At 53.2% G+C, this 18,590-nt stretch carries 17 protein-coding genes and 1 tRNA gene; 10 read left to right on the top strand and 8 right to left on the bottom strand.

Annotation, left to right across the window (positions count from 1 at the left end):
- Positions 1–133 precede the first annotated feature (133 nt).
- The 5 genes from GS632_RS03170 (at position 134) to GS632_RS03150 (ending at position 3,535) form a co-directional block, all read left to right on the top strand.
- A complete protein-coding gene (locus GS632_RS03170) occupies positions 134–430 on the top strand; it encodes a virulence factor (protein ID WP_171174126.1) in 297 nt (98 codons plus the stop codon).
- A gap of 24 nt (positions 431–454) precedes the next feature.
- Complete coding sequence (locus GS632_RS03165; protein ID WP_171721403.1) at positions 455–1,381, top strand: methylenetetrahydrofolate reductase; 927 nt, start codon at positions 455–457, stop codon at positions 1,379–1,381.
- A gap of 9 nt (positions 1,382–1,390) precedes the next feature.
- On the top strand, positions 1,391–2,443 hold the full coding sequence (locus tag GS632_RS03160; protein ID WP_171721404.1) for a methyltetrahydrofolate cobalamin methyltransferase: 1,053 nt from the start codon (positions 1,391–1,393) through the stop codon (positions 2,441–2,443).
- Between the two features lie 121 nt (positions 2,444–2,564).
- Positions 2,565–3,392, top strand: coding sequence for a polyphosphate kinase 2 family protein (locus tag GS632_RS03155; RefSeq protein WP_171237550.1), 828 nt, complete (start codon positions 2,565–2,567; stop codon positions 3,390–3,392).
- A 69-nt stretch (positions 3,393–3,461) separates the two neighbouring features.
- Positions 3,462–3,535: transfer RNA gene (locus tag GS632_RS03150), tRNA-Gly, on the top strand.
- 239 nt (positions 3,536–3,774) lie between these two features.
- On the opposite strand, the gene GS632_RS03145 is transcribed toward GS632_RS03150, so the two are convergent.
- Positions 3,775–4,086, bottom strand: coding sequence for a helix-turn-helix domain-containing protein (locus tag GS632_RS03145; RefSeq protein WP_171239121.1), 312 nt, complete (start codon positions 4,084–4,086; stop codon positions 3,775–3,777).
- A 581-nt stretch (positions 4,087–4,667) separates the two neighbouring features.
- Between GS632_RS03145 and GS632_RS03140 the strand changes: the two genes are divergently transcribed.
- The 3 genes from GS632_RS03140 (at position 4,668) to GS632_RS03130 (ending at position 7,290) form a co-directional block, all read left to right on the top strand.
- Positions 4,668–5,483 (top strand): terminase small subunit, encoded by an 816-nt coding sequence (locus tag GS632_RS03140; protein ID WP_171239122.1) that lies wholly within the window; start codon positions 4,668–4,670, stop codon positions 5,481–5,483.
- Positions 5,484–5,992: 509 nt separating this feature from the next.
- The gene (locus tag GS632_RS03135; RefSeq protein WP_171619433.1) at positions 5,993–6,640 is read left to right on the top strand and encodes a hypothetical protein; all 648 of its coding nucleotides are present in this window, start codon (positions 5,993–5,995) and stop codon (positions 6,638–6,640) included.
- On the top strand, positions 6,637–7,290 hold the full coding sequence (locus tag GS632_RS03130; RefSeq protein ID WP_171619431.1) for a hypothetical protein: 654 nt from the start codon (positions 6,637–6,639) through the stop codon (positions 7,288–7,290). Before GS632_RS03135 ends, GS632_RS03130 begins: the two co-directional genes overlap by 4 nt.
- Before the next feature lie 347 nt (positions 7,291–7,637).
- Here the strand turns inward: GS632_RS03130 and GS632_RS03125 are convergent, their stop codons facing one another.
- The gene (locus tag GS632_RS03125; RefSeq protein WP_171721405.1) at positions 7,638–8,774 is read right to left on the bottom strand and encodes a hypothetical protein; all 1,137 of its coding nucleotides are present in this window, start codon (positions 8,772–8,774) and stop codon (positions 7,638–7,640) included.
- A gap of 1,104 nt (positions 8,775–9,878) precedes the next feature.
- Between GS632_RS03125 and GS632_RS03120 the strand changes: the two genes are divergently transcribed.
- Complete coding sequence (locus tag GS632_RS03120; protein ID WP_171236973.1) at positions 9,879–10,514, top strand: hypothetical protein; 636 nt, start codon at positions 9,879–9,881, stop codon at positions 10,512–10,514.
- Between the two features lie 866 nt (positions 10,515–11,380).
- Entirely contained in the window at positions 11,381–11,575 is a 195-nt protein-coding gene (locus GS632_RS03115) for a hypothetical protein (RefSeq protein WP_171236974.1), read from the top strand.
- 91 nt (positions 11,576–11,666) lie between these two features.
- On the opposite strand, the gene urtE is transcribed toward GS632_RS03115, so the two are convergent.
- The 6 genes from urtE to GS632_RS03085 form a co-directional block, all read right to left on the bottom strand.
- Positions 11,667–12,374, bottom strand: a complete 708-nt coding sequence (gene urtE / locus GS632_RS03110) for an urea ABC transporter ATP-binding subunit UrtE (protein WP_171175045.1) — start codon at positions 12,372–12,374, stop codon at positions 11,667–11,669.
- On the bottom strand, positions 12,364–13,104 hold the full coding sequence (gene urtD / locus GS632_RS03105) for an urea ABC transporter ATP-binding protein UrtD (RefSeq protein WP_171175043.1): 741 nt from the start codon (positions 13,102–13,104) through the stop codon (positions 12,364–12,366). The genes urtE and urtD overlap by 11 nt, the downstream gene beginning before the upstream one ends.
- Complete coding sequence (gene urtC, locus GS632_RS03100; protein WP_371809942.1) at positions 13,101–14,354, bottom strand: urea ABC transporter permease subunit UrtC; 1,254 nt, start codon at positions 14,352–14,354, stop codon at positions 13,101–13,103. Before urtC ends, urtD begins: the two co-directional genes overlap by 4 nt.
- Before the next feature lie 10 nt (positions 14,355–14,364).
- Positions 14,365–16,320, bottom strand: coding sequence for an urea ABC transporter permease subunit UrtB (gene urtB / locus GS632_RS03095; protein ID WP_171239127.1), 1,956 nt, complete (start codon positions 16,318–16,320; stop codon positions 14,365–14,367).
- Between the two features lie 62 nt (positions 16,321–16,382).
- Positions 16,383–17,657 (bottom strand): urea ABC transporter substrate-binding protein, encoded by a 1,275-nt coding sequence (gene urtA, locus GS632_RS03090; RefSeq protein WP_171175039.1) that lies wholly within the window; start codon positions 17,655–17,657, stop codon positions 16,383–16,385.
- 286 nt (positions 17,658–17,943) lie between these two features.
- A complete protein-coding gene (locus tag GS632_RS03085) occupies positions 17,944–18,330 on the bottom strand; it encodes a hypothetical protein (protein ID WP_171239128.1) in 387 nt (128 codons plus the stop codon).
- Positions 18,331–18,590: the final 260 nt, after the last annotated feature.

Below are 18,590 nucleotides of genomic sequence, written 5' to 3'. Positions count from 1 at the left end.
TGTTTGTGTAAAAGCGCCCTTGGCTAGCTTTAGCAAAAAGGTCGCTGGAAAAGCGCCGTGTGTCGAAAACCGACCGACCAAAGCTAAGTTTGAAGTTTAGAACCGGCCCATCGGGTTAGGAGGAATCACAGCAATGCCTGACGTCACAATCGTGTATTGGCGCGACATTCCCGCTCAGGTCATCGTCGGCAAAGGCCGTCGTGGCGCAAAGCGGCAGTTGGAAGAACGGTTCGAGCAAGCCATCGACCGGGCTGCCATGAAGGTGAACGCCAAGGACAGTGATGCCTACCTGGCCGAATGGCGCAAAGCCGCACCCTTTGCAGTAGATGGCGATCCCGCCGAGATTGCCGAGACCGAGGCGGTGCGTCTGGAAACAGAATACGATCAGGACCGCGTCAAAGCGCTGATCGCCAATGACGGTTGGGCGTAAGCCCAGATTTTAAGGGAGGCCGAAATGGCTTTGCTGAACTTCAAAAAACGTGATGCGGTCGAAACCGGCCCTGTGAACCCAACCGTCGAAGCCTTTTTGCAGGGCTATTCGATCGAGGTGATGCCGCGTACCGCTGAAAAGGTCGACGATTTCCGCGCTTTGCTGCCTGAAGGCACACGCGTCTATATCGCTCATATCGAGGGCACCCCGATTGAGGACATGGTCAAGAACGCCAAGCGCATCGCGGCCGACGGCTATCAGGTGATGCCGCACTTCCCGGCGCGGATCATCAAAGACGCGGCGACGCTGGAAAACTGGATTTCCATGTACCAGGGCGAAGCGGGCGTTGATCAGGCGTTGCTGCTGGCCGGTGGCGTTGCCAACCCGCATGGCGACTTCGACAGCTCGATGCAATTGTTGGAAACCGGCCTGTTCGACAAGGCTGGCTTCAAGCGCCTGCACGTGGCCGGTCACCCGGAAGGCAACAAGGACATCGACCCCGATGGCTCGACCAAGAACGTGGACGATGCTCTGCGCTGGAAGCAGAAGTTCAACGAAACCACCGATGCCGAAATGGCGCTGGCAACCCAGTTTGCCTTTGACGCTAAGCCGATTATCGCATGGGCTGACAGCCTGAAAGGGGCGGGTATCGATCTGCCGATCCATATCGGCATCGCGGGTCCGGCAAAGCTGCAAACGCTGATTAAGTTTGCCATCGCGTGTGGCGTTGGCCCGTCGCTGAAGGTTCTACAGAAACGCGCTATGGACGTGTCCAAGTTGCTGCTTCCTTATGAGCCGACTGACGTGATTACGGAACTGGCCGAGCACAAAGCGGCCAACCCGGATTTCAACATCACCAACGTGCATTTCTTCCCGCTGGGTGGAATCAAAACCAATGCCAACTGGGCGATCAATAACGGCGGCGCTTCGGCAAAGCCTGTAAACTCCTAAGGAACGGACATGACCCGTACAGTCTTAGAATCAAAAACAAAAACCGCCGTTCTGGGCTTTGACGAACCGTTCTGTGTGATCGGTGAGCGGATCAACCCGACCGGCCGCAAAAAGCTGGCGGCCGAACTGGAAGCGGGCGATTTCTCGACCGTTGAGAAAGACGCGCTGGCGCAGGTGATGGCGGGCGCAACCGTTCTGGATATCAACGCAGGCGTTGTCTACAACTCGAACCCCAACCCGAACGAGACCGAGCCGCCGCTGATGCGCAAGATCGTTGAACTGGTGCAGGGTCTGGTCGAAGTGCCGCTGTGCATCGACTCGTCGGTTCCGGGTGCCTTGGAGGCCGGTCTTGAGGCGGCTGAGGGTCGTCCGCTGCTGAACTCGGTCACTGGTGAAGAAGAGCGGCTGGAACTGGTTCTGCCGCTGGTCAAAAAGTACAACGTACCGGTTGTGGCGATCTCGAACGATGACACCGGTATCTCGGAAGACCCCGATGTACGCTTTGACGTTGCCAAAAAAATCGTTGAGCGTGCTGCTGACTTCGGCATCCCGGCACATGACATCGTGGTAGACCCACTGGTCATGCCGATTGGAGCTATGGCGACTGCCGGTCAACAGGTGTTTGCTCTGGTCCGTCGTCTGCGCGAAGAGCTGGGCGTGAACACCACCTGCGGTGCCTCGAACATCTCGTTTGGTCTGCCAAACCGTCACGGCATCAACAACGCCTTCCTGCCGATGGCAATGGGAGCTGGCATGACCTCGGCCATCATGAACCCGGTCGCGTTGCCGGTGACACAGAAAAAGATCGTCGAGAAGAAAGAAGCTGTGGCCGCAGCTGGCATCATTCTGCCTGAAGGCATGGATGACGAAGCATTTGTACAGATGTTCGGTTTGGGATCGACCAAGCCGCGCGCTGGCAAAGAGATGGAGGCCATTCGGGCCGCCAACCTGCTGACCAACAACGACCCGCATGGCGGCGAGTGGATCCGGTTCAACAAAACGCCTGACGAAGCCGGTGCCGCCGGTGGCCGTCGCGGTGGTGGCCGTCGCCGCCGCGCCTGATCGGATCTAATTTGACACCAAAGGCCGGGCCCAGTGCCCGGCCTTTTTGACTCTGATCAATGTCGATTGCGCAGAAGGTTTCACAATAGCCAGATCATTCGCACAAAGATCAGGTGGCACCATGAGTAAACATCATCCCCCGAAACTTTCGGATGCAGACCTGACTAAGCGTCTAAACAAGAAGGATTATTTTGATCAACTGATCGATTTACAAGCCAAGCTTGCCAGAATTCAACAAGCTTATCTTTTTCATGGCCTCAAGGGCGTTTTGGTCTTTGAAGGGTGGGATGCTGCAGGAAAAGGGGGAACCATCCGCCGCATCAGCCAAGCGCTGGACCCGCGAAGTTTCAAGGTTTGGCCCATCGGTGCCCCGCGAAACTATTACCTCAACCGTCACTATCTTTTACGGTTTTGGGAACGTTTACCGCCTGCGGGCGCAATCTCGGCTTTTGACCGCAGTTGGTATGGTCGGGTTCTGGTCGAGCGGATCGAAAAGCTGACGCCGGAAGAACGGTGGCGCGCGGCGTATCAGGAAATTAATGATTTTGAACGCATGCTCGTCGATGACGGCACGCGGATCGTGAAGCTGTTCTTTCACATCTCACAAGAAGAACAGATGCGTCGCTTTACCGAGCGGCTGACAAACCCTTTGAAACGCTGGAAGCTGACGTACGAAGACTTTCGAAATCGCGAAAAGTGGGATGTTGCTGAGGTTGCCGTTGACGAAATGCTGGCGCGCACCTCGACCGAGTTGGCCCCATGGCACGTCATACCTGCGAACAACAAGAAACACGCTCGTATCAAGGCGATGCAAGCCATTGTTGAAGCGTTTTCTGACGGCGTTGACCTGAACCCTCAGCACTTGGACAAACGGACGTTGGAAGCTGCCGGAGAAGCGCTGGACGTAGACCAATCGTTGATCGACAGCCTGCGCGCCCGGACTGAGTGATAATTTCGCCTGATCTGTCTCGCGCCGGCTTGAACCTCTGTCATTACTGGTGATATCTCAAAAGGCGCGGCGGGTATGATGTAATGGTAGCCTGTCAGCTTCCCAAGCTGAACGCGCGGGTTCGATTCCCGCTACCCGCTCCATAAAACACAGCTAAGCTTCGATAAAGTAACAATAAAAAAATGGGGCAACCGAATTTGCCCCACATTCTGCCCCACATCTGGGTTTTAATACCTGCCGATTATGCGGCCCTTCCTTCGTTCAGCTTTTCCAGATCTTCGACCTTCACCATCTTGCAGCCCGTGCCCCGGTGACTATACGATTTGCCGTTTTTTTCTGTGCACAAGATCGGTTGATCCGATTGGCATGGTGTGTAGAACGTTTACTCTTTATCCAGGGCGGATCCCTTAGCTACTTTCGCCCATTCGAGCCAAGCTTTTCGCTGTTCGGGGGAAAGGGCACGGAACGCCTCGAGAAGAAGCACCTCTTCGTCTTTGTCGGGTGCGCTGAAATCTACAAGCTCAGTTGGCTCCACATCAAGGGCTGCGGCAATAATGGCCTGCTTCTTGGTGGTGAGTGGACGTTTCCCCTTTTCCAATTGCGCCAAATAAGATCGAGATAAATCAACCTTCACTGCAAGTTCGTCCTGAGTAAGCCCTTTGGCTTGCCGGATTTCTTTAATGCGTATTTTCATGATCGATCTTTGGGGTCATTGTGGAGCCCGTATTAGCGGTTTCTATCGGGTTTGGTGTGCAGTGAACCGGATTTGCCTTTGAGCCTGCCAATTGGGCATTGTGGGTGGTTGCGTAGTACCGGTTGAGAGCTGCAGGCTCGATGAACATTTTTGGGGATGATCCGTTTGATGAGTGCCATTTCCACTCTTTGCTGCATAGGTGGATCGCAATCTCAGGGCTCGACATTTTCTCGATCAATGACCTTTTCCATGCGTGTACTCCTTGGCCTCATTTGTAAAGTATACATGTTGCACTATGCAACAACAAAGTGAACACGTTTACAATTTTCATGATGTGAGGGTCGGAGCCAGCGCAGGAGCCAAGTAAGAGCCAAATAACTACCTGTTTAAAATAAATAATATTTACATGCGGAGCCAAGTAAGAGCCACAACAGGAGCCAAGCAGGAGCCACTAAAGTAACAAGTAAACAAATACATTGGTGGTGGTAGTAGGGTTTTTGCGTTTACATTTTGTTGCTTAACGCAGAGTTTGCGCCTATCCTGCGGTCGATCTTGAGGCGCAAGAGGCACCGCCCCCCGGAATGAGCAGCACAACCGACAATCCAGCCTTGGCAGACACAACCTGGCTCGATCAATTCGACCTGAACCCGCGCCAGCGGGCCTTTGTGCTTGCCTACCTTGCTGATCCGAACGGGAAAAAGGCTGCAATCAGCGCCGGATATGCAGAAGGATCAGCGGAAGTCACCGCATCCAAATTGCTAAGTAATGCTAAGGTTGCCCGCGCTATCGCAGAGGGCCGCAAACAGGTCGAGAGCAAGGCCATGCTGGATGCAGAGGGCATTGTGAACCTCTGGACGCAAATCGCCCTCGCAGACCCCAACGAGCTAACTCAGCACATCATCGCGCCCTGCCGCTACTGCTACGGCATCGAGCATCAGTACCAGTGGAAAACAGAACGGGAGTTCACCGAGCGTAAGGCCGAAGTGATCTTCTCGATGTTCCACGACGAGAAAGAGCGCGACGTTGCCATGTCAGGCGCAATCGTGGACCCGCGCATCCCTGACGACGCAGGCGGCTACGGTTATCGCCACACAGATCCGCCAAACCCAGCCTGTCCCGAGTGTTCCGGCATGGGGACCGAAATCACCCGCATGGCCGATACCCGCAAGCTCAGCCCCGCTGCGCGCCTCCTGTTCGATGGCGTGAAGGAAACCAAGCAGGGTGTCGAAATCAAGATGCAGGACCGTGCCAAGGCGCTTGAGAACATCGCCAAGCACTACGGCATGTTCGCAGGCAAGGTCGATGCAGAAGAGGTCAGCCCGCTCGACCGCCTCGTTCAGCGCATGATGGGCGCAGGCAACGCAGTGCCTGTCAATCCCAGCAACGAAAGTAACTAATTGGCTAGTGCGCCCTGCATCGCAGGCCGTTGCTGGTGAAATGGATGGTACCGCTGAGAACCTTGAGGTTGTGGAGCCCAGCAACGCCGCTTAGTTTCGGGAAAATGATATTGATGCGGTTAAGACCCTCGTGATCGGGCGAGAACAGATGCGATATGGATAATCCTCCTGTCGCCCTTGAATCACGACAGCGCAGTTGAAGGAATCTACCGAGTAATGACCGCTCAGCATGAGAACCTGTCATCCGATAGAAACCGTCTTATGACGGCTTAGAGCCCAGAGCGGGCATTCATCTAACGGTAGCCCGCTGCTTCGCGGCAAGCGCCTGTTCTGCACTCAGAGTGGCGATCTGATCGATATGCGGCTCTCTCAAACTATCTTCGCAGAAAGAGATACAAACATCGCGCTTCAGCTAACACTACACAAAACAGAGCCTTTTCAAGCTGGGTTCCCTCGTCGTCATCTTCAAATATACTTTCGCAAAGAATCCATAGTAAAGAGCCAGACAGATGAGTATTTTGGAGAGGGCAAATCTGCCGGACGGCTTTGGCTATGTGTTGCTCGTATTCGGCTTGATCCTTACGCTGGCGCCTTGGTTTCATGGCCGTGACTTCGGCATTGTAAAGATCCCACAATTTGAAAATGACCAACGCCGAAAACTAAAGCTATTTGGACCGGCGATACTGACAGCAGCGATTCTGTTGCATCTCCCGTTCTCCGCGGAAACGGTAGGCACCGATTTGACCCGCAACACACCGCCAGGTTCGTCCGTTCCAGAGGACCTAACGCCATCGGTTCTTAAAAACAGTTTCATCCTTGCGGAGTGGAACGAGTCAGGATGTCTGTTTCCAGGCGAACTCATTGAACGAGACAGCGGCAGCGGACTTGTACTTTTTGATTTTGATGATCTTAAAACACTCCCGCTTTCTCAGATCTACGTGACGATAGAGCCAAAAATCTTCATTGGTGCGAGCCTCTATGCTAAACTGCCCGAACGGGATGCTTGGTTACCGGTTTCGGTGCGGAACCACACCGACGGCAAAGTGCAGGTCAGACGTGACGAATCCGCAATTTGCGCAGCTGAATTCGGTAAGAGTGTGAAGTGGCTACCGGAAGCTAGCGTAGTCGGCATTCAGCCGATAGGAGGTGACCCATGACGACCACAACGCAGTTTATTTCCACTGCCACGCTAAGTCTACTTATCTGTTTGTCTTCGCCGGTGGGCATGGCACAAGAAAAGCGCGAATTCTTTGATGACTTCCAAGGGCAGACGCTTAGCCCTGCGTTCAGAGTTTTGAACCCTGACCGGCAAAGAATGGCACTTACACAGGACGAGTTTCTTCTTCTTGTTGCGCATAAAGACAAGAAAAACGTCATTGAGTACAATGGCCTTCTTCCGGAGAATTATGTCGTAACGATCAGGCTAGCCGGCACCCCATCTGAAAGACAACAAGGTGTGCAAATTCGCATTGGCGACGCGTCAAACAACGTGCGGGTGGGTGTATATGTGGACTATTATAAGAGCCTTTATCAGTTTACGAACAAGACTTTAGACAACGAGGACGCCAAAGAAATTTCAATTCGAGATGATGGCCTTCTGGGTGAGCCACTGTATTTGAAGTTCACCAAAACCGATGTAGAATTTGAGGGGGCTTCGAGTCCAGATGGAGTGCAATGGAGTTCACTGGGAAAGCAGGTGTTGATCGACCCATCCGCAAAGGTAAATTTCGAAGTCTATGGGTGGGGTGATGCACCCGAAAGTCCAATAAAGATTGATAGCTTTGAAATTGTGGATATTACTAACTGACATTAAACGGCACAAACTCGATAAAAGCTATCAAAACGAAATTCCGTTCTTGAATGGGGATCAAATGAGTTTGACAAGGTGGTGTATTCCGGGGACTGCGCAAAGGGTTGAGCGTTCGATCTTCTCGGATGGCGGTTTTGTCCCGCGAAGCAGACGCTCCACCAAATTTGCCGACTGTCCGCTTCGAGCCGGAAGCGGACATGGTTGTTTCGCAGAAGTTGTGTTTTAGGTTGTCCTCTTAGTAGCGATATTGCCACCTAATGCATAAATCGGGTTCAATCCAACTGGAGGCTGACAATATCAAAAAAGGCATCTAAATCCTCGCTCTGAGGCCTCTTACATTACATTTATCCGTTGCTTGCAAATTCGTCTTCCGGCTCTTCATCTGGGGTTTGATCTGCTCCCTCCGCTTCTCCATCAGCATCATCGTCCTCCTGGCCGTCGGCATAAATGCTTCCGTCGTCCGAAGTACCTAGTGTGGCTTTTACCGATTCTTCATCGGGATTGGAGGCGCGGACGGCGCCAAGGACGCGGTCTTGCTGTTCCTCCGCGATGATTGTGTCGTCAGAAAAGTCGCCTTTGTAGTGCCCCAACAGGCTGGCTTCCGCGTCATGCACCGCCTCCGCAGCCGCCAACTGATCGTCGGTCGGCTGCCCTATCTTATTTCCGTCCTCATCTGTTGTTACGTCGTGCGCATCTTTCACCGCTTGTGCGGTCTCAAGATCTTCAGGCGCAATCGTACCGGGGGTGGCCGCCTCATCGGCAAGAACCTGTTCAGCTTCCTCCAGCGTCATTGGAGCCGTGTCCAAATAGTCATACGCCGCAGCAATTTCCTTCACTTCTTCTGGGCTCAAGTCGTAGTCTTCACCCATGACATGATTGAAGTTCGCGTCGGCTACTGCAAGACCTGCAGCCAGGCTTACCGGCCCTGTACCTTTCGCATACTGTCCGTTCGCGATATGCGCGAGTTTTGCATTTATACTGGAGTTAATCGCACCATTCAGTTTGCCAAGGTTGCGAGGGTCAAGCGTGCCATCATCAAGGAGTTTTGTTTTTCTGCTTGGTGGGCTGAGGGACTGCTTAACACTCGTTTTTTTTGCTTGTGTTGTGGTCGTCCGCGCCTTGTTCCCGTTGAATAGACCTTTGATACCGTTTTGCTTTAGGTTGCGGCCTAAAGCCTGAAAGTCTTTCTTCATAGCTCGACCTAAACGACTGCCGCTCTTTGACTTACGACTTTTGCTGGCAGACTTCGAGTTTGTCCCGTTCAGCGATTTGTCAGAACCCCATCCCCTTTTGGCACCTTTTTCACCGCTGTTGCCGCCCTTTTCACCTCCGTTATCCCCTTTTCCACCGCCGTTACCTCCACCCTTGCCGTTACCATTTTTGGCGTATGCGTAATCAGCGGCAGAAACCGTCACGATCGGTGCAACTACAAATGCAGACAGTACGAGTGCGGAGACGCTCACTTTAAGGAAGTTCAACACGTAAGAAATCCTTTTTACTTAGCGAAATACAGATTAGCGGTGACGTGCAAATGCCACACTTAAGAGTGTTGCCAAAACGGGGCCAGAATGTGGCAACTATCCGACATTTCGGAGTGGATATTTTTAATTTAACATTAACAGCTTAGCCGTTACTCCCAAAAGAATCACTGGGGAAGTATTAATACTGTTGACAATAGTAATTAGCTTGGAGCTTTTGTCTCCAAAAGCGGTCAAAAAAACCGCCAAAACTGAAATAATTTGAGCGTTAATCTTCGGTTAATGTGAGGTTTGAAACAGATTAGTCAGTTTTTCACGAGTTGACTATGATTAAGCAAAGCAAAAGAGATCTATTTCCACCTTTAAGTGACGCCAAGGTCGAAAATTTTAGCCCAAACAAGAATAGCGACCTAAAATATATGATAAGGAAGGCTATAATTGCTTTTCCCGTATTGCTATATTTTCTTCTTTTGGCCTTTTTTCTAAATAGAGCGTCCGCCGCAAGTTATGTATCGATCCTATTGTAGAAGAAGGCTTTTGCCCTCGGCTGGAAAATGAGGGTCCGTGCCGTTAGGCCCAGCAGCGAAAGGTAGCTCTATTCATCAACTTGGTCAGCTGATCAATCATTCAATTGATTCTGGAGCTCCCCGCCGCAACAAACGGAAGCTTTGCCTGCCCAGCAGTCACTGGTCGTTTCCAGTAGACTGCCCCAATTACAGTTGTGCACCGCTTTTTTTGTTTTTCATTTGTCAAAAGCTACGTTGGCAACCCTTTCGGGATGATGCGTCTAGGAAATCAAACTTCACTCTAAACGACCTCGCTCGGAATTTTTGAACTAAAACTTAGGAGATTGCAGGCAATTTCCAGGCCGCGCGCAATCTAAGTACAACGCCTTCTTTGTTACTCCTTCGAAGACAGACAGTAGAATTTCTTTACGCAAAAGACCTCAAAATTGAAAATTGTCACTTTTGACCGAACAAATTCAAAATTTTATTGAAATTTCTCAATGGCAAAGCGACCCTTTGAAAAGTCGGTGCCGCTTTGTGTTTTGGCGGATATTTCGGCTTTGTTAGTGCCAAGGTGGGGGGACATTTTGGAGTATGGTAAATGGTTTTTCGTTTTCGGGCTTTGACCCTATCTCTTGTCGCCTCTACAGGCTTGCTTTCTGCATGTGCGACGCCTTCTGAAACAACGATTACGCGAGACTCACAGATTGACGACACATTGGCAAATCCAGACAAGGAATGTCAGTTCGACGCGATTTCGCATGTGGTCGCGCGGCAAGTAAAACTTCACGACGGCGGCGGAGAAACACTTCTTCAACTTGGCGATGCTTGCCCAGACTTGGAAGTTGCATTCTATTTTGAGAACGGCCGACGGGAAGTTAGGATGCCGTTTGAAGACGGCAATTTTTCCGATCCACCTCTCGGAGCAATCGATTCTGACCGTGAGCAGGATTCTTCCCAATTTGCTGATTTCAGTGATGGTGTTCAGTCCGGTGGCCGTGACAGCTCCGGCAGCGAAAGCTCTGGCAGCGGGGACAGTTCCGACGGCAGTGGCAGTTCTGGTGGCGGGAGCAACTCCGGTGGCAGTGACAGTTCTGGTGGTGGGGACAGCTCCGACGGAGCGGACAGTGCAGAGAGTGAAAACCGCGGTCGTGGAAGCACGGCTAATAATGGACACGGCAATGGTAGTGAAGGGTCCAGTCCTGGACGCGGCTCGCGCTCAAATGTCGACGAATGAAGCTACGTGGGTCTTCCCCATTTTAACGTTCATCATACCCATCAATTGTAGATATAAATCGGCAGTTCGTTCAAAATGCCGCGAACGGCCGCTGTCGTAAAATGCAGACCTTCAGGCGAAAATTCTCGGAATGACCACGAACAATGATCGCTATCGTTCTTAAGCCGTCATCTGACAAAATCACTCAGATGACCGCCTAGAGCCCAAAATTGTCAATCGGTAAAAACGCGTCGAAACACTTTCTAGTTGTTGATGGCCGCGCGATCTTTGTCTGGGATGACTGACGACGCGGGCAACAGTTTGGATACAGGACTGCCCAGACTATCTGGATCGTGCCTAGAAGCACACTTATTCAAACGGTGTGGTGTGAACGCTAGCTCGTGATACCGGCGCTCAAACTAGTGACCAAACACCCAAGCAGATATTTCGCTGCGTTTTGGTGTCTCGCCGTTGGGTTTTAATACGCAAGTTAACTTCAATCCAACGAGACTATTCTTCTTTGCGCGCGTAAAAATAGTTGATTTGTTGCATTTTGGAATCAAGTATCCGCACGCGTGGTAAAACTGAATTACCTCTGTTACTTACGCATTCGCCAGACTTTTCTGGTCGCCTCCTGGAGATGTAAGTGAGTGGCGTCGCCAGGAGGCTGCTGATATATTGAGCGGGTCGTTACAGGGAAACTATGAAAGAAGCGATTTTATAGTCAGAAGAGATATGTGACTCGCCTTGAGCAATGTCGCTTATTTCGGGATTCCCAGAGATTCTTGTTCGACGTCACAAGGAAACATTCAAACATCAGCATAATTCTGGATTTATTGCGTCAGTACGTGCTTTCTTCGACCGTTAAGGAAGTAGGGGAGAGCCAAATGAAACAGGAGCTGAGAACGTTGACGATTTGGTCATTCCTTTGGTTCACGGCATTTTCGATTGCTTTTCCCATCGGCGCGCAAGAAACTGAGGCGGATCAAGAGGCTGTCGAGGTCGAGAACGACGATCTTATTAATGCAGCCGTAGATGAGATGATTGCGGCCGATGATCTCGAAATCCTACTTGTTCCCTGAAGTGAGTTAAGAGACGGTATGTGCATAAGCCGGAAGTGTTGAATGCGGTGCGTCAAGCATGACAGAGTAGAAGGGAACCACTAAAATGCCGTTAAACAGATACCGCGGACAATAGTTGTTCTTTGCCAATTTGGCATTTGGATCCGCATAGAAGAGGGGTGCCTCGCTCGAGAACCAAGAATTCATCGCCTAACGAATAAGCAAACTCAAAAAACTGCTCGACCAAAATTATGGCCATTTCGCCTTGATCGCGTAGCAGGCCGACGACTTCCCCGATCTGTTTGATAATGTTCGGTTGAATACCTTCGGTCGGCTCGTCCAAAAGCAGTATCTTTGGCTTCGTGATCAATGCACGCGCAATTGCAAGCTGTTGCTGCTGACCTCCAGATAAGTCGCCCCCGCGCCGAGAAAGGAACTCTTCTAAGATCGGAAAAAGCTCGAAAATATAGCCGGGGATCGCGTGATCGCTGCGGGGCAGGCAGGCGAAGCCTGTTTCGAGGTTTTCGCGAACCGTTAAAAACGGAAAAATCTCGCGCCCTTGCGGAACGTAAGCCACTCCTTTTCTGGCGAGTTCAAAGGAAGTGACATTGCCGATTATTTCGCCGTTCAGGACATAGTCGCCACCGCTGCGGGGATGCGCGCCGGATATAGCTTTCAACAGGCTTGTTTTTCCAACGCCATTGGTGCCCATGACACAGGTCACTTGACCTTGACGCGCGGTGATGTCGACACCGTTCAAGATCTGGCTGCCTCCATAGTGAAGGGTCAGATCGGAGATGTTCAGAAAGTCAGCGGCCAAGATAAACCTCGATTACTCTTTCGTTCTGGGTGACATGGTCCAACGATCCTTCGGCCAGAACCGACCCCTCATGCAGAACGGTTACTTTGCAGTTGAGGCGGCTGACGAACTCCATATCGTGTTCTACGACGACCACTGCTCGGGTTTTGGCCGCTTCAACAAGGATGTCGGTCGTATGTTCGCGCTCTGCCGGGGTCATCCCTGCCGCAGGCTCATCCACCAGCAGCAATTGCGGATCCTGGGCCAGCAGCATCCCGATCTCGAGCCATTGCTTTTGCCCGTGGCTAAGTTCACCGGCTTTGCGGTCCAAGGCGCTCTGCAGACCGATTTCGTCGGCCAGCGATGCGACTTTCTCATGATCTTGCTGACGCGCCCGGAACCGCAGCACGGCCAACGGCCCGCGTTTGTTTTTCAGGGCAAGAATCAGGTTTTCGCGGACACTTTGGTCTTCGAACACAGTTGGTCTCTGGAACTTTCGCCCCACTCCGGCCTGCGCGATCTGACTTTCGCTCATCGACAGTAATGAGACAGATTTTTCGCCCCACAGAACATGACCATCGTCCGGCTTGGTTTTGCCCGTGATGATGTCCATGAACGTCGTCTTTCCCGCCCCGTTCGGGCCGATGACAGCGCGCATTTCGGCGGGGCCGATTTGGAACGTGAGGTTGTTGATCGCCTTGAAGCCGTCAAAGGATACTGAAACGCCAGAAACTTCGAGAAGTGTGCTCATTCATTCGCCTCCTTTTCGCGCAACGATCCAAGGTCCGGTCCCAGGTCGGCCCCATGTCGGTCCGGTGCGCGGCGTTCCGTAAGCTTGTCGATCAGTCCCCCTATGCCGCGGGGCGCGAAAAGCGTGACCGCAACAAACGAGAACCCAAGCAGGATGGTCCACCAATCGACCCATTGGATCGTGTAGAACCCCAGCGAGATGTCGGGGGCCTGCCCGCCTGTGAACCATGTCGACAGCAACGAGACAAAGGCCGCACCGATCACCGCCCCGTACAGCCGTCCGCGCCCGCCGATCGCCACCCAAACGGCCAGATAGATTGACGCAATGGGCGCAATTTCGGCCGGGTTAATGATGCCCGCCTGTGGATAGTACAAAGCTCCCGCGATACCACAGATCACGGCGGTGAAGGTAAAGATGAAAAGCTTGTAGGCCTCGACCGAGTATCCAAGGAACCGGACGCGGCTTTGGTCGTCGCGGATGGCGCGAATAACCGATCCTAATTTGCCAGACACCACCCATGCGCAGACAAGGTAGCCAAGGCCTAGCGCCAAGGCGGACGCCCAGAAGAACAGGATCGAAACCGTTGATTGCGGCACCGAGTCCAGCCCTGGCAGGTTCTGCAGCCCCGACAAACCGTTGTTCCCGCGCAACCCGCTGTCGTTCTGGAACAGGTACAGGGACAGCGCCAGTGTCATCGCCTGCGTCAGGATCGACAGGTAAACCCCGGTCACCCGGCTGCGAAACGCCAGCCACCCAAAGATAAGTGCCAGAAGACCGGGCACCAACACGACGGCAGCCAGTTGCAGCGGCAGGGAATGTGCAAAAGCCCAGATCGGGGGGAACTCGGATGCGCCGACAACGCCGAAAATCTGGGTGGCAATGCCATCCGAGATTTCCTGGGCCGTCGGCGGCAAGGCAGAGGCCGCGAGGCTGTCGACCACGATAATCTCGGTACGGGCGTACATCAGCCACATACCGATGGCATAGCCGCCAATGCCAAAGAACGCCATGTGCCCCAGCGACAGGATACCTGTGTATCCCCACACCAGATCCATCGCCAGTGCAGCAAGACACAGGCACAGCGTTTTGCCCAAAGTTTTGATAAAGCTGGTGGAAATCAGCCCGATGCCAAACCCTTCGCCCAAAACGGTGATGATGGCAGTAAACAGGGACAGGAAGATCAGAAAGATCGCGACAGAGGGATAGCGCAGCACCAGTGGCTTGCGTATCGGTTCGACTGTAGAAGTCATGTCAACCATATCACGCTTCCGCCGCCCGACCTTTGAGCGCGATGATGCCGCGCGGTCGGAATTGAATGAACAGGATGATGAAAAGGATCATGTAGGTCTGCGCCGCCAGCGTATTGGACGGGTTGAACCACTCGATCCCCTTTTGCAGCGTTCCAACCATCGTCGCGCCCAGCAGCGTGCCCCAGATGTTGCCAACGCCGCCGACGACCACCGTCATAAAGCTTTGCACGATGTAGTCAGAGCCCATCTCGGACGTGACTTTGGCGTACAGCCCGATGGCCACGCCGGCGATGCCAGCAATGCCCGAGCCCAGACCGAACGTCAACATGTTGATCCGGTCCGGGTTGATCCCCATCGAGGATGCCATGCGGTTGTTCTGGGTTACGGCCCTCACCTCAAGCCCCAGCCGAGTTCGGTTCATGACGATAAGGAATAGCGACAGAAACAGCAGCGCCAGAACGAAGATCGCGATGCGGATGTAGCTGATCGACACGATGTCGTTCAGAACCATCGACCCATCCAACCATGCCGGAGCCGTCAGAGGACGCGCCTGCGTGCCGAATATATTCTTGGCCAGTTGCTGCAAGGCAATGGAAACGCCGAAGGTTGCCAGCAACGTCTCTAGCGGGCGGTGATACAGCCACCGAATGACCAGCCGCTCCAGCAGAACTCCGGCCCCGAAGGTCACGAGAAACGCGCAGGGAATGGCCACAAGTATCGAAAGCGTCAGGTCAGGAATGAACAACTGCACCACATAGCCGGTATAGGCGCCCATCATGATAAACTCACCATGCGCCATATTGATCACGCCCATGACCCCGAAGGTGATCGCAAGACCGATCGCCGCAAGGAAATAGATCGAGGCCAGAGACAGCGCGTCCAACACCAGATCCGCTGTCTGGTTCAAAGCAACCTGCGTTTCGATGTTGTCCAAAGCCGCCTGCGCAGCAAGAGCGATGGGCAGGGGGGCTGAGACGTAAACCTTGAAAAACTTATGCTTTTGAACAGTTTCGGCAATATCTTCCTGTGTCACCAGCGGGGTCGCAAGACCTTGCTGGGCCAACACCTGATACGCGGCCTCTCGGGCGGCGTCCTCGTCAAGGCTCGCCACTTGTACACCCGCAACGGTATCGCCGTTTATGTTGGCGATCAGGGTTTGCTTTACCGCTGCGGCATCCACCGGTTCCGGGGCCAACCCATTTGCGACAAGAAGTTTATAGGCCTGGTCCTGCGTCAACTCGTCTGATCCGACCTCAATGCCAACCGCACCGTCCGGGATTTGATCTGCGACCTTGATTTCGGATGAAACCAAAGGATTGAGCGTTGCCCTGACATCTACACCCAGATCGCCGGCAAAGCTGTCGATTGCAGCAAGCCTCGCAGCCTCATCCTCATCAAAGCGAATGGTGAGCAAGCGTTCCAACCGGTCTTTGCGCGCCTTGAGGTCGGCGTCTTGTTCAGCTTCGATGGAACCCCGCAGGGCAGACAGGTGCGACGCCTCGGCGTCTCGCTCAATCGCTGTCAAAGCAGCGTCGCGTGTCCTGGGATTGGGGTCGTTCAGCTGAAACTGTACCAGGGCAGACGCGATCAACCCGCGAATACCAGAATTGGGTTTGAGTTGTTTGTATTCCTTCTTATCGACAACTCCGATCTCGACACCGTCAGATACATCAAAAATCTGCAACCCACCGTCAGCCGTTGAGGCAAAGACAAAAAGACCGGTTTCTTTGTTGAACCACATGTCCTTGGCCTGCCAACGCTCCAGAACGGTCTGCGCTTCCGGCAGTCCACTTTGCGCCAACGCGTCAATCGCGGGGCCAATCGTCTTGCGAGAGGATTTCTGGATCACCTCCGCGTGGGACCGCAATATCTGCTGAACCGGGGCGTCTGCGGATTGCGCTTGCAAAAGGGTAGGGGCCACAAGGACCAGCAGGGCAAGCACTGCCCGCCTGAACGGAAGCGTCATTTAGGAAGACCTTTGTTTTGAGCCTCGGGGCACAACTCGTGCGCCCCGAGGAATTCAGGTTCTTAGTAGTTGGACTTGATCTGTACGCAGCTCTCAGTTTCGGTGTTGTACATACCGCAACCCAGCTGTTTCCAATCCGACACGAGAATGGCGGATTCAGGCAAATAGTCGGTCCAGGCGTCGCCCGGAACTTCTTCTGTCTGGCTGATGATGTCGAACTGACCGTCTTCCTGGATTTCACCGATCAGAACCGGCTTGGCCAGATGGTGGTTGGGCAACATCACAGCGGTGCCGCCTGTCAGGTTCGGGAATTCCTGACCGTACATGGCGGTCCGAACGGCGTCGACATCGGTGGTGTCGGCAGCAGTCGCCGCGTTCACCCACATATTGAAGCCGATGTAGTGGGCCTCCATCGGGTCGTTGGTCACACGGTCTTCACCCATGCGGGCTTTCCACGCTTCGACCCATGCCTCGTTCGCATCGCTTTCGGCCGACTGGAAATAGTTCCAGGCCGCCAGGTGACCGACGAGGTTGGTGGTATCCAGACCGGCCAACTCTTCCTCACCGACCGAGAAGGCGACAACCGGAATGTCGTCAGCCGAGATACCGGCGGCAGCAAGTTCCTTGTAGAAACCGACGTTCGCATCGCCATTGATGGTCGAAATCACTCCGACTTTCTTGCCGTCTGCGCCAAGCGCGACCACGTCGGCCACAATCTTGGACCAGTCCGAATGACCGAACGGCGTGTAGTTAACGAAAATGTCCTCTTCCGCGATGCCCTTTTGCTTCAGATAGCTTTCGAGGATGTTGTTCGTGGTTCGCGGATAGACGTAGTCGGTTCCCAGCAGCGCGAATTTTTCAACTTCCAGCTCATCCAAGAAGTAATCCGTGGCTGGGATCGCCTGCTGGTTCGGCGCGGCACCTGTGTAGAATACGTTTTTCGAGCTTTCTTCGCCCTCGTACTGAACCGGATAGAACAGCAGTCCATTCAATTCTTCGATTACCGGCAGGACGGATTTGCGGGAAACAGAAGTCCAGTTGCCAAAGATCACGTCAACTTCATGCACTGTCAGCAACTCACGCGCCTTTTCGGCAAACAGTGGCCAGTCCGAGGCCGGGTCTACAACGACGGCTTCAAGCTCGCACCCCAAAAGACCACCGGCTTCGTTTTGCTGTTCGACTAGCATTTCCATTGTGTCTTTCAGCGTCGTTTCCGAAATGGCCATGGTGCCAGACAACGAATGAAGGACGCCAATCTTGATCGGGCAATCGGCCAGTGCAGGCAATGAACTGGCCAACAGGACTGCGGCGGTTGTGGTGAGAAGTTTGGTGTGCATCAGCATTTCCTTTTATGCGACGCGCAGCAGGGTTGTTCGGGGCGCTTAAACGTCCCATATACCCACTACGCATAATTGCGGTGTGCGAGGGCGTCTTCAGGTTCCTAGGCCGGGCACCTTCGCACATGTTCCAAGCCGTCTTGCGGCACTCCATATTGCTAGGATAGTTCTCCACAACACTCAGAGTCTCATGACCCGAGTTACTGGACAGATTGAGGGTATTGCCTGATTTTGCGGCAGCGCAGCATGTCTCGCTTAAAAATGCGGCAACGCAGCGAAGCGACTCTTATACACCGCCCAGGATCAACAGATTACACTGATCCAAATACTGCTTGGCGGCACGGCGCGCCGCACTTGCTTTCACCTCATCCGAAGCAAAGGTCGCGGTTTGCAGCAAACGTGCATGCGCGTGTTTGGAATTCACCCTGTGGCTTAGGACAAATTCTGCGTTGTCCGCTGTCGTAGTCGCTTCCAGCAATGAGATAAATCCGCCGCGCCGCAGTTCATAGTCCTGAGCTTTTGGATCGTTCAAAAGCCACGCGTGTTCCATTTCAGCCGAGAATCGCCCTGCACAACCCGCAAAGGACTTTACGATCCCAATTTCCGCATATAGCAACCCAGAAGACACCAGGGTGCACAGATTTGAAAGCAAAAGTGTTCTCAAAGCGCTCATAAAATAACCATCATCAATGGAATTGCGCCCGTCAAGGCAGCGCTCTGAAATTAACTGTGTTCAGTTTAGGGCTTACTTGAAATAGTATTTCCCGCCTTTTTCGAGCTCAGATTTGGTTAATCATAGCGGTTCCTCAATGAACGGCTGAGCTCGCCCTAAACTTCTGAAGAGGACGAGTTGACGCTTACTATCGGCTTCAAATAACTAAAGCGTCGCATTGGTTGGAAGTTTCAAAGTCTGAACTGAGACCCGCTTGAGAC

The organism is Ruegeria sp. HKCCD7296 (assembly GCF_013110775.1).
Taxonomy (GTDB): domain Bacteria; phylum Pseudomonadota; class Alphaproteobacteria; order Rhodobacterales; family Rhodobacteraceae; genus Ruegeria.
This window is presented reverse-complemented; position numbering and strand designations above follow the sequence as displayed.

Excerpts from the sequence above, each read along its gene's own strand:
- urtD (WP_171175043.1), bottom strand. The coding sequence starts at position 13,104 with ATGAGCACACTTCTCGAAGTTTCTGGCGTTTCAGTATCCTTTGACGGC.
- urtA (WP_171175039.1), bottom strand. The coding sequence starts at position 17,657 with ATGCACACCAAACTTCTCACCACAACCGCCGCAGTCCTGTTGGCCAGT.
- urtB (WP_171239127.1), bottom strand. The coding sequence starts at position 16,320 with ATGACGCTTCCGTTCAGGCGGGCAGTGCTTGCCCTGCTGGTCCTTGTG.
- GS632_RS03155 (WP_171237550.1), top strand. The coding sequence starts at position 2,565 with ATGAGTAAACATCATCCCCCGAAACTTTCGGATGCAGACCTGACTAAG.
- GS632_RS03115 (WP_171236974.1), top strand. The coding sequence starts at position 11,381 with ATGAAACAGGAGCTGAGAACGTTGACGATTTGGTCATTCCTTTGGTTC.
- GS632_RS03120 (WP_171236973.1), top strand. The coding sequence starts at position 9,879 with ATGGTTTTTCGTTTTCGGGCTTTGACCCTATCTCTTGTCGCCTCTACA.
- GS632_RS03130 (WP_171619431.1), top strand. The coding sequence starts at position 6,637 with ATGACGACCACAACGCAGTTTATTTCCACTGCCACGCTAAGTCTACTT.
- GS632_RS03140 (WP_171239122.1), top strand. The coding sequence starts at position 4,668 with ATGAGCAGCACAACCGACAATCCAGCCTTGGCAGACACAACCTGGCTC.
- GS632_RS03085 (WP_171239128.1), bottom strand. The coding sequence starts at position 18,330 with ATGAGCGCTTTGAGAACACTTTTGCTTTCAAATCTGTGCACCCTGGTG.
- GS632_RS03135 (WP_171619433.1), top strand. The coding sequence starts at position 5,993 with ATGAGTATTTTGGAGAGGGCAAATCTGCCGGACGGCTTTGGCTATGTG.
- urtC (WP_371809942.1), bottom strand. The coding sequence starts at position 14,354 with ATGACTTCTACAGTCGAACCGATACGCAAGCCACTGGTGCTGCGCTAT.
- GS632_RS03160 (WP_171721404.1), top strand. The coding sequence starts at position 1,391 with ATGACCCGTACAGTCTTAGAATCAAAAACAAAAACCGCCGTTCTGGGC.
- GS632_RS03170 (WP_171174126.1), top strand. The coding sequence starts at position 134 with ATGCCTGACGTCACAATCGTGTATTGGCGCGACATTCCCGCTCAGGTC.
- GS632_RS03145 (WP_171239121.1), bottom strand. The coding sequence starts at position 4,086 with ATGAAAATACGCATTAAAGAAATCCGGCAAGCCAAAGGGCTTACTCAG.
- GS632_RS03165 (WP_171721403.1), top strand. The coding sequence starts at position 455 with ATGGCTTTGCTGAACTTCAAAAAACGTGATGCGGTCGAAACCGGCCCT.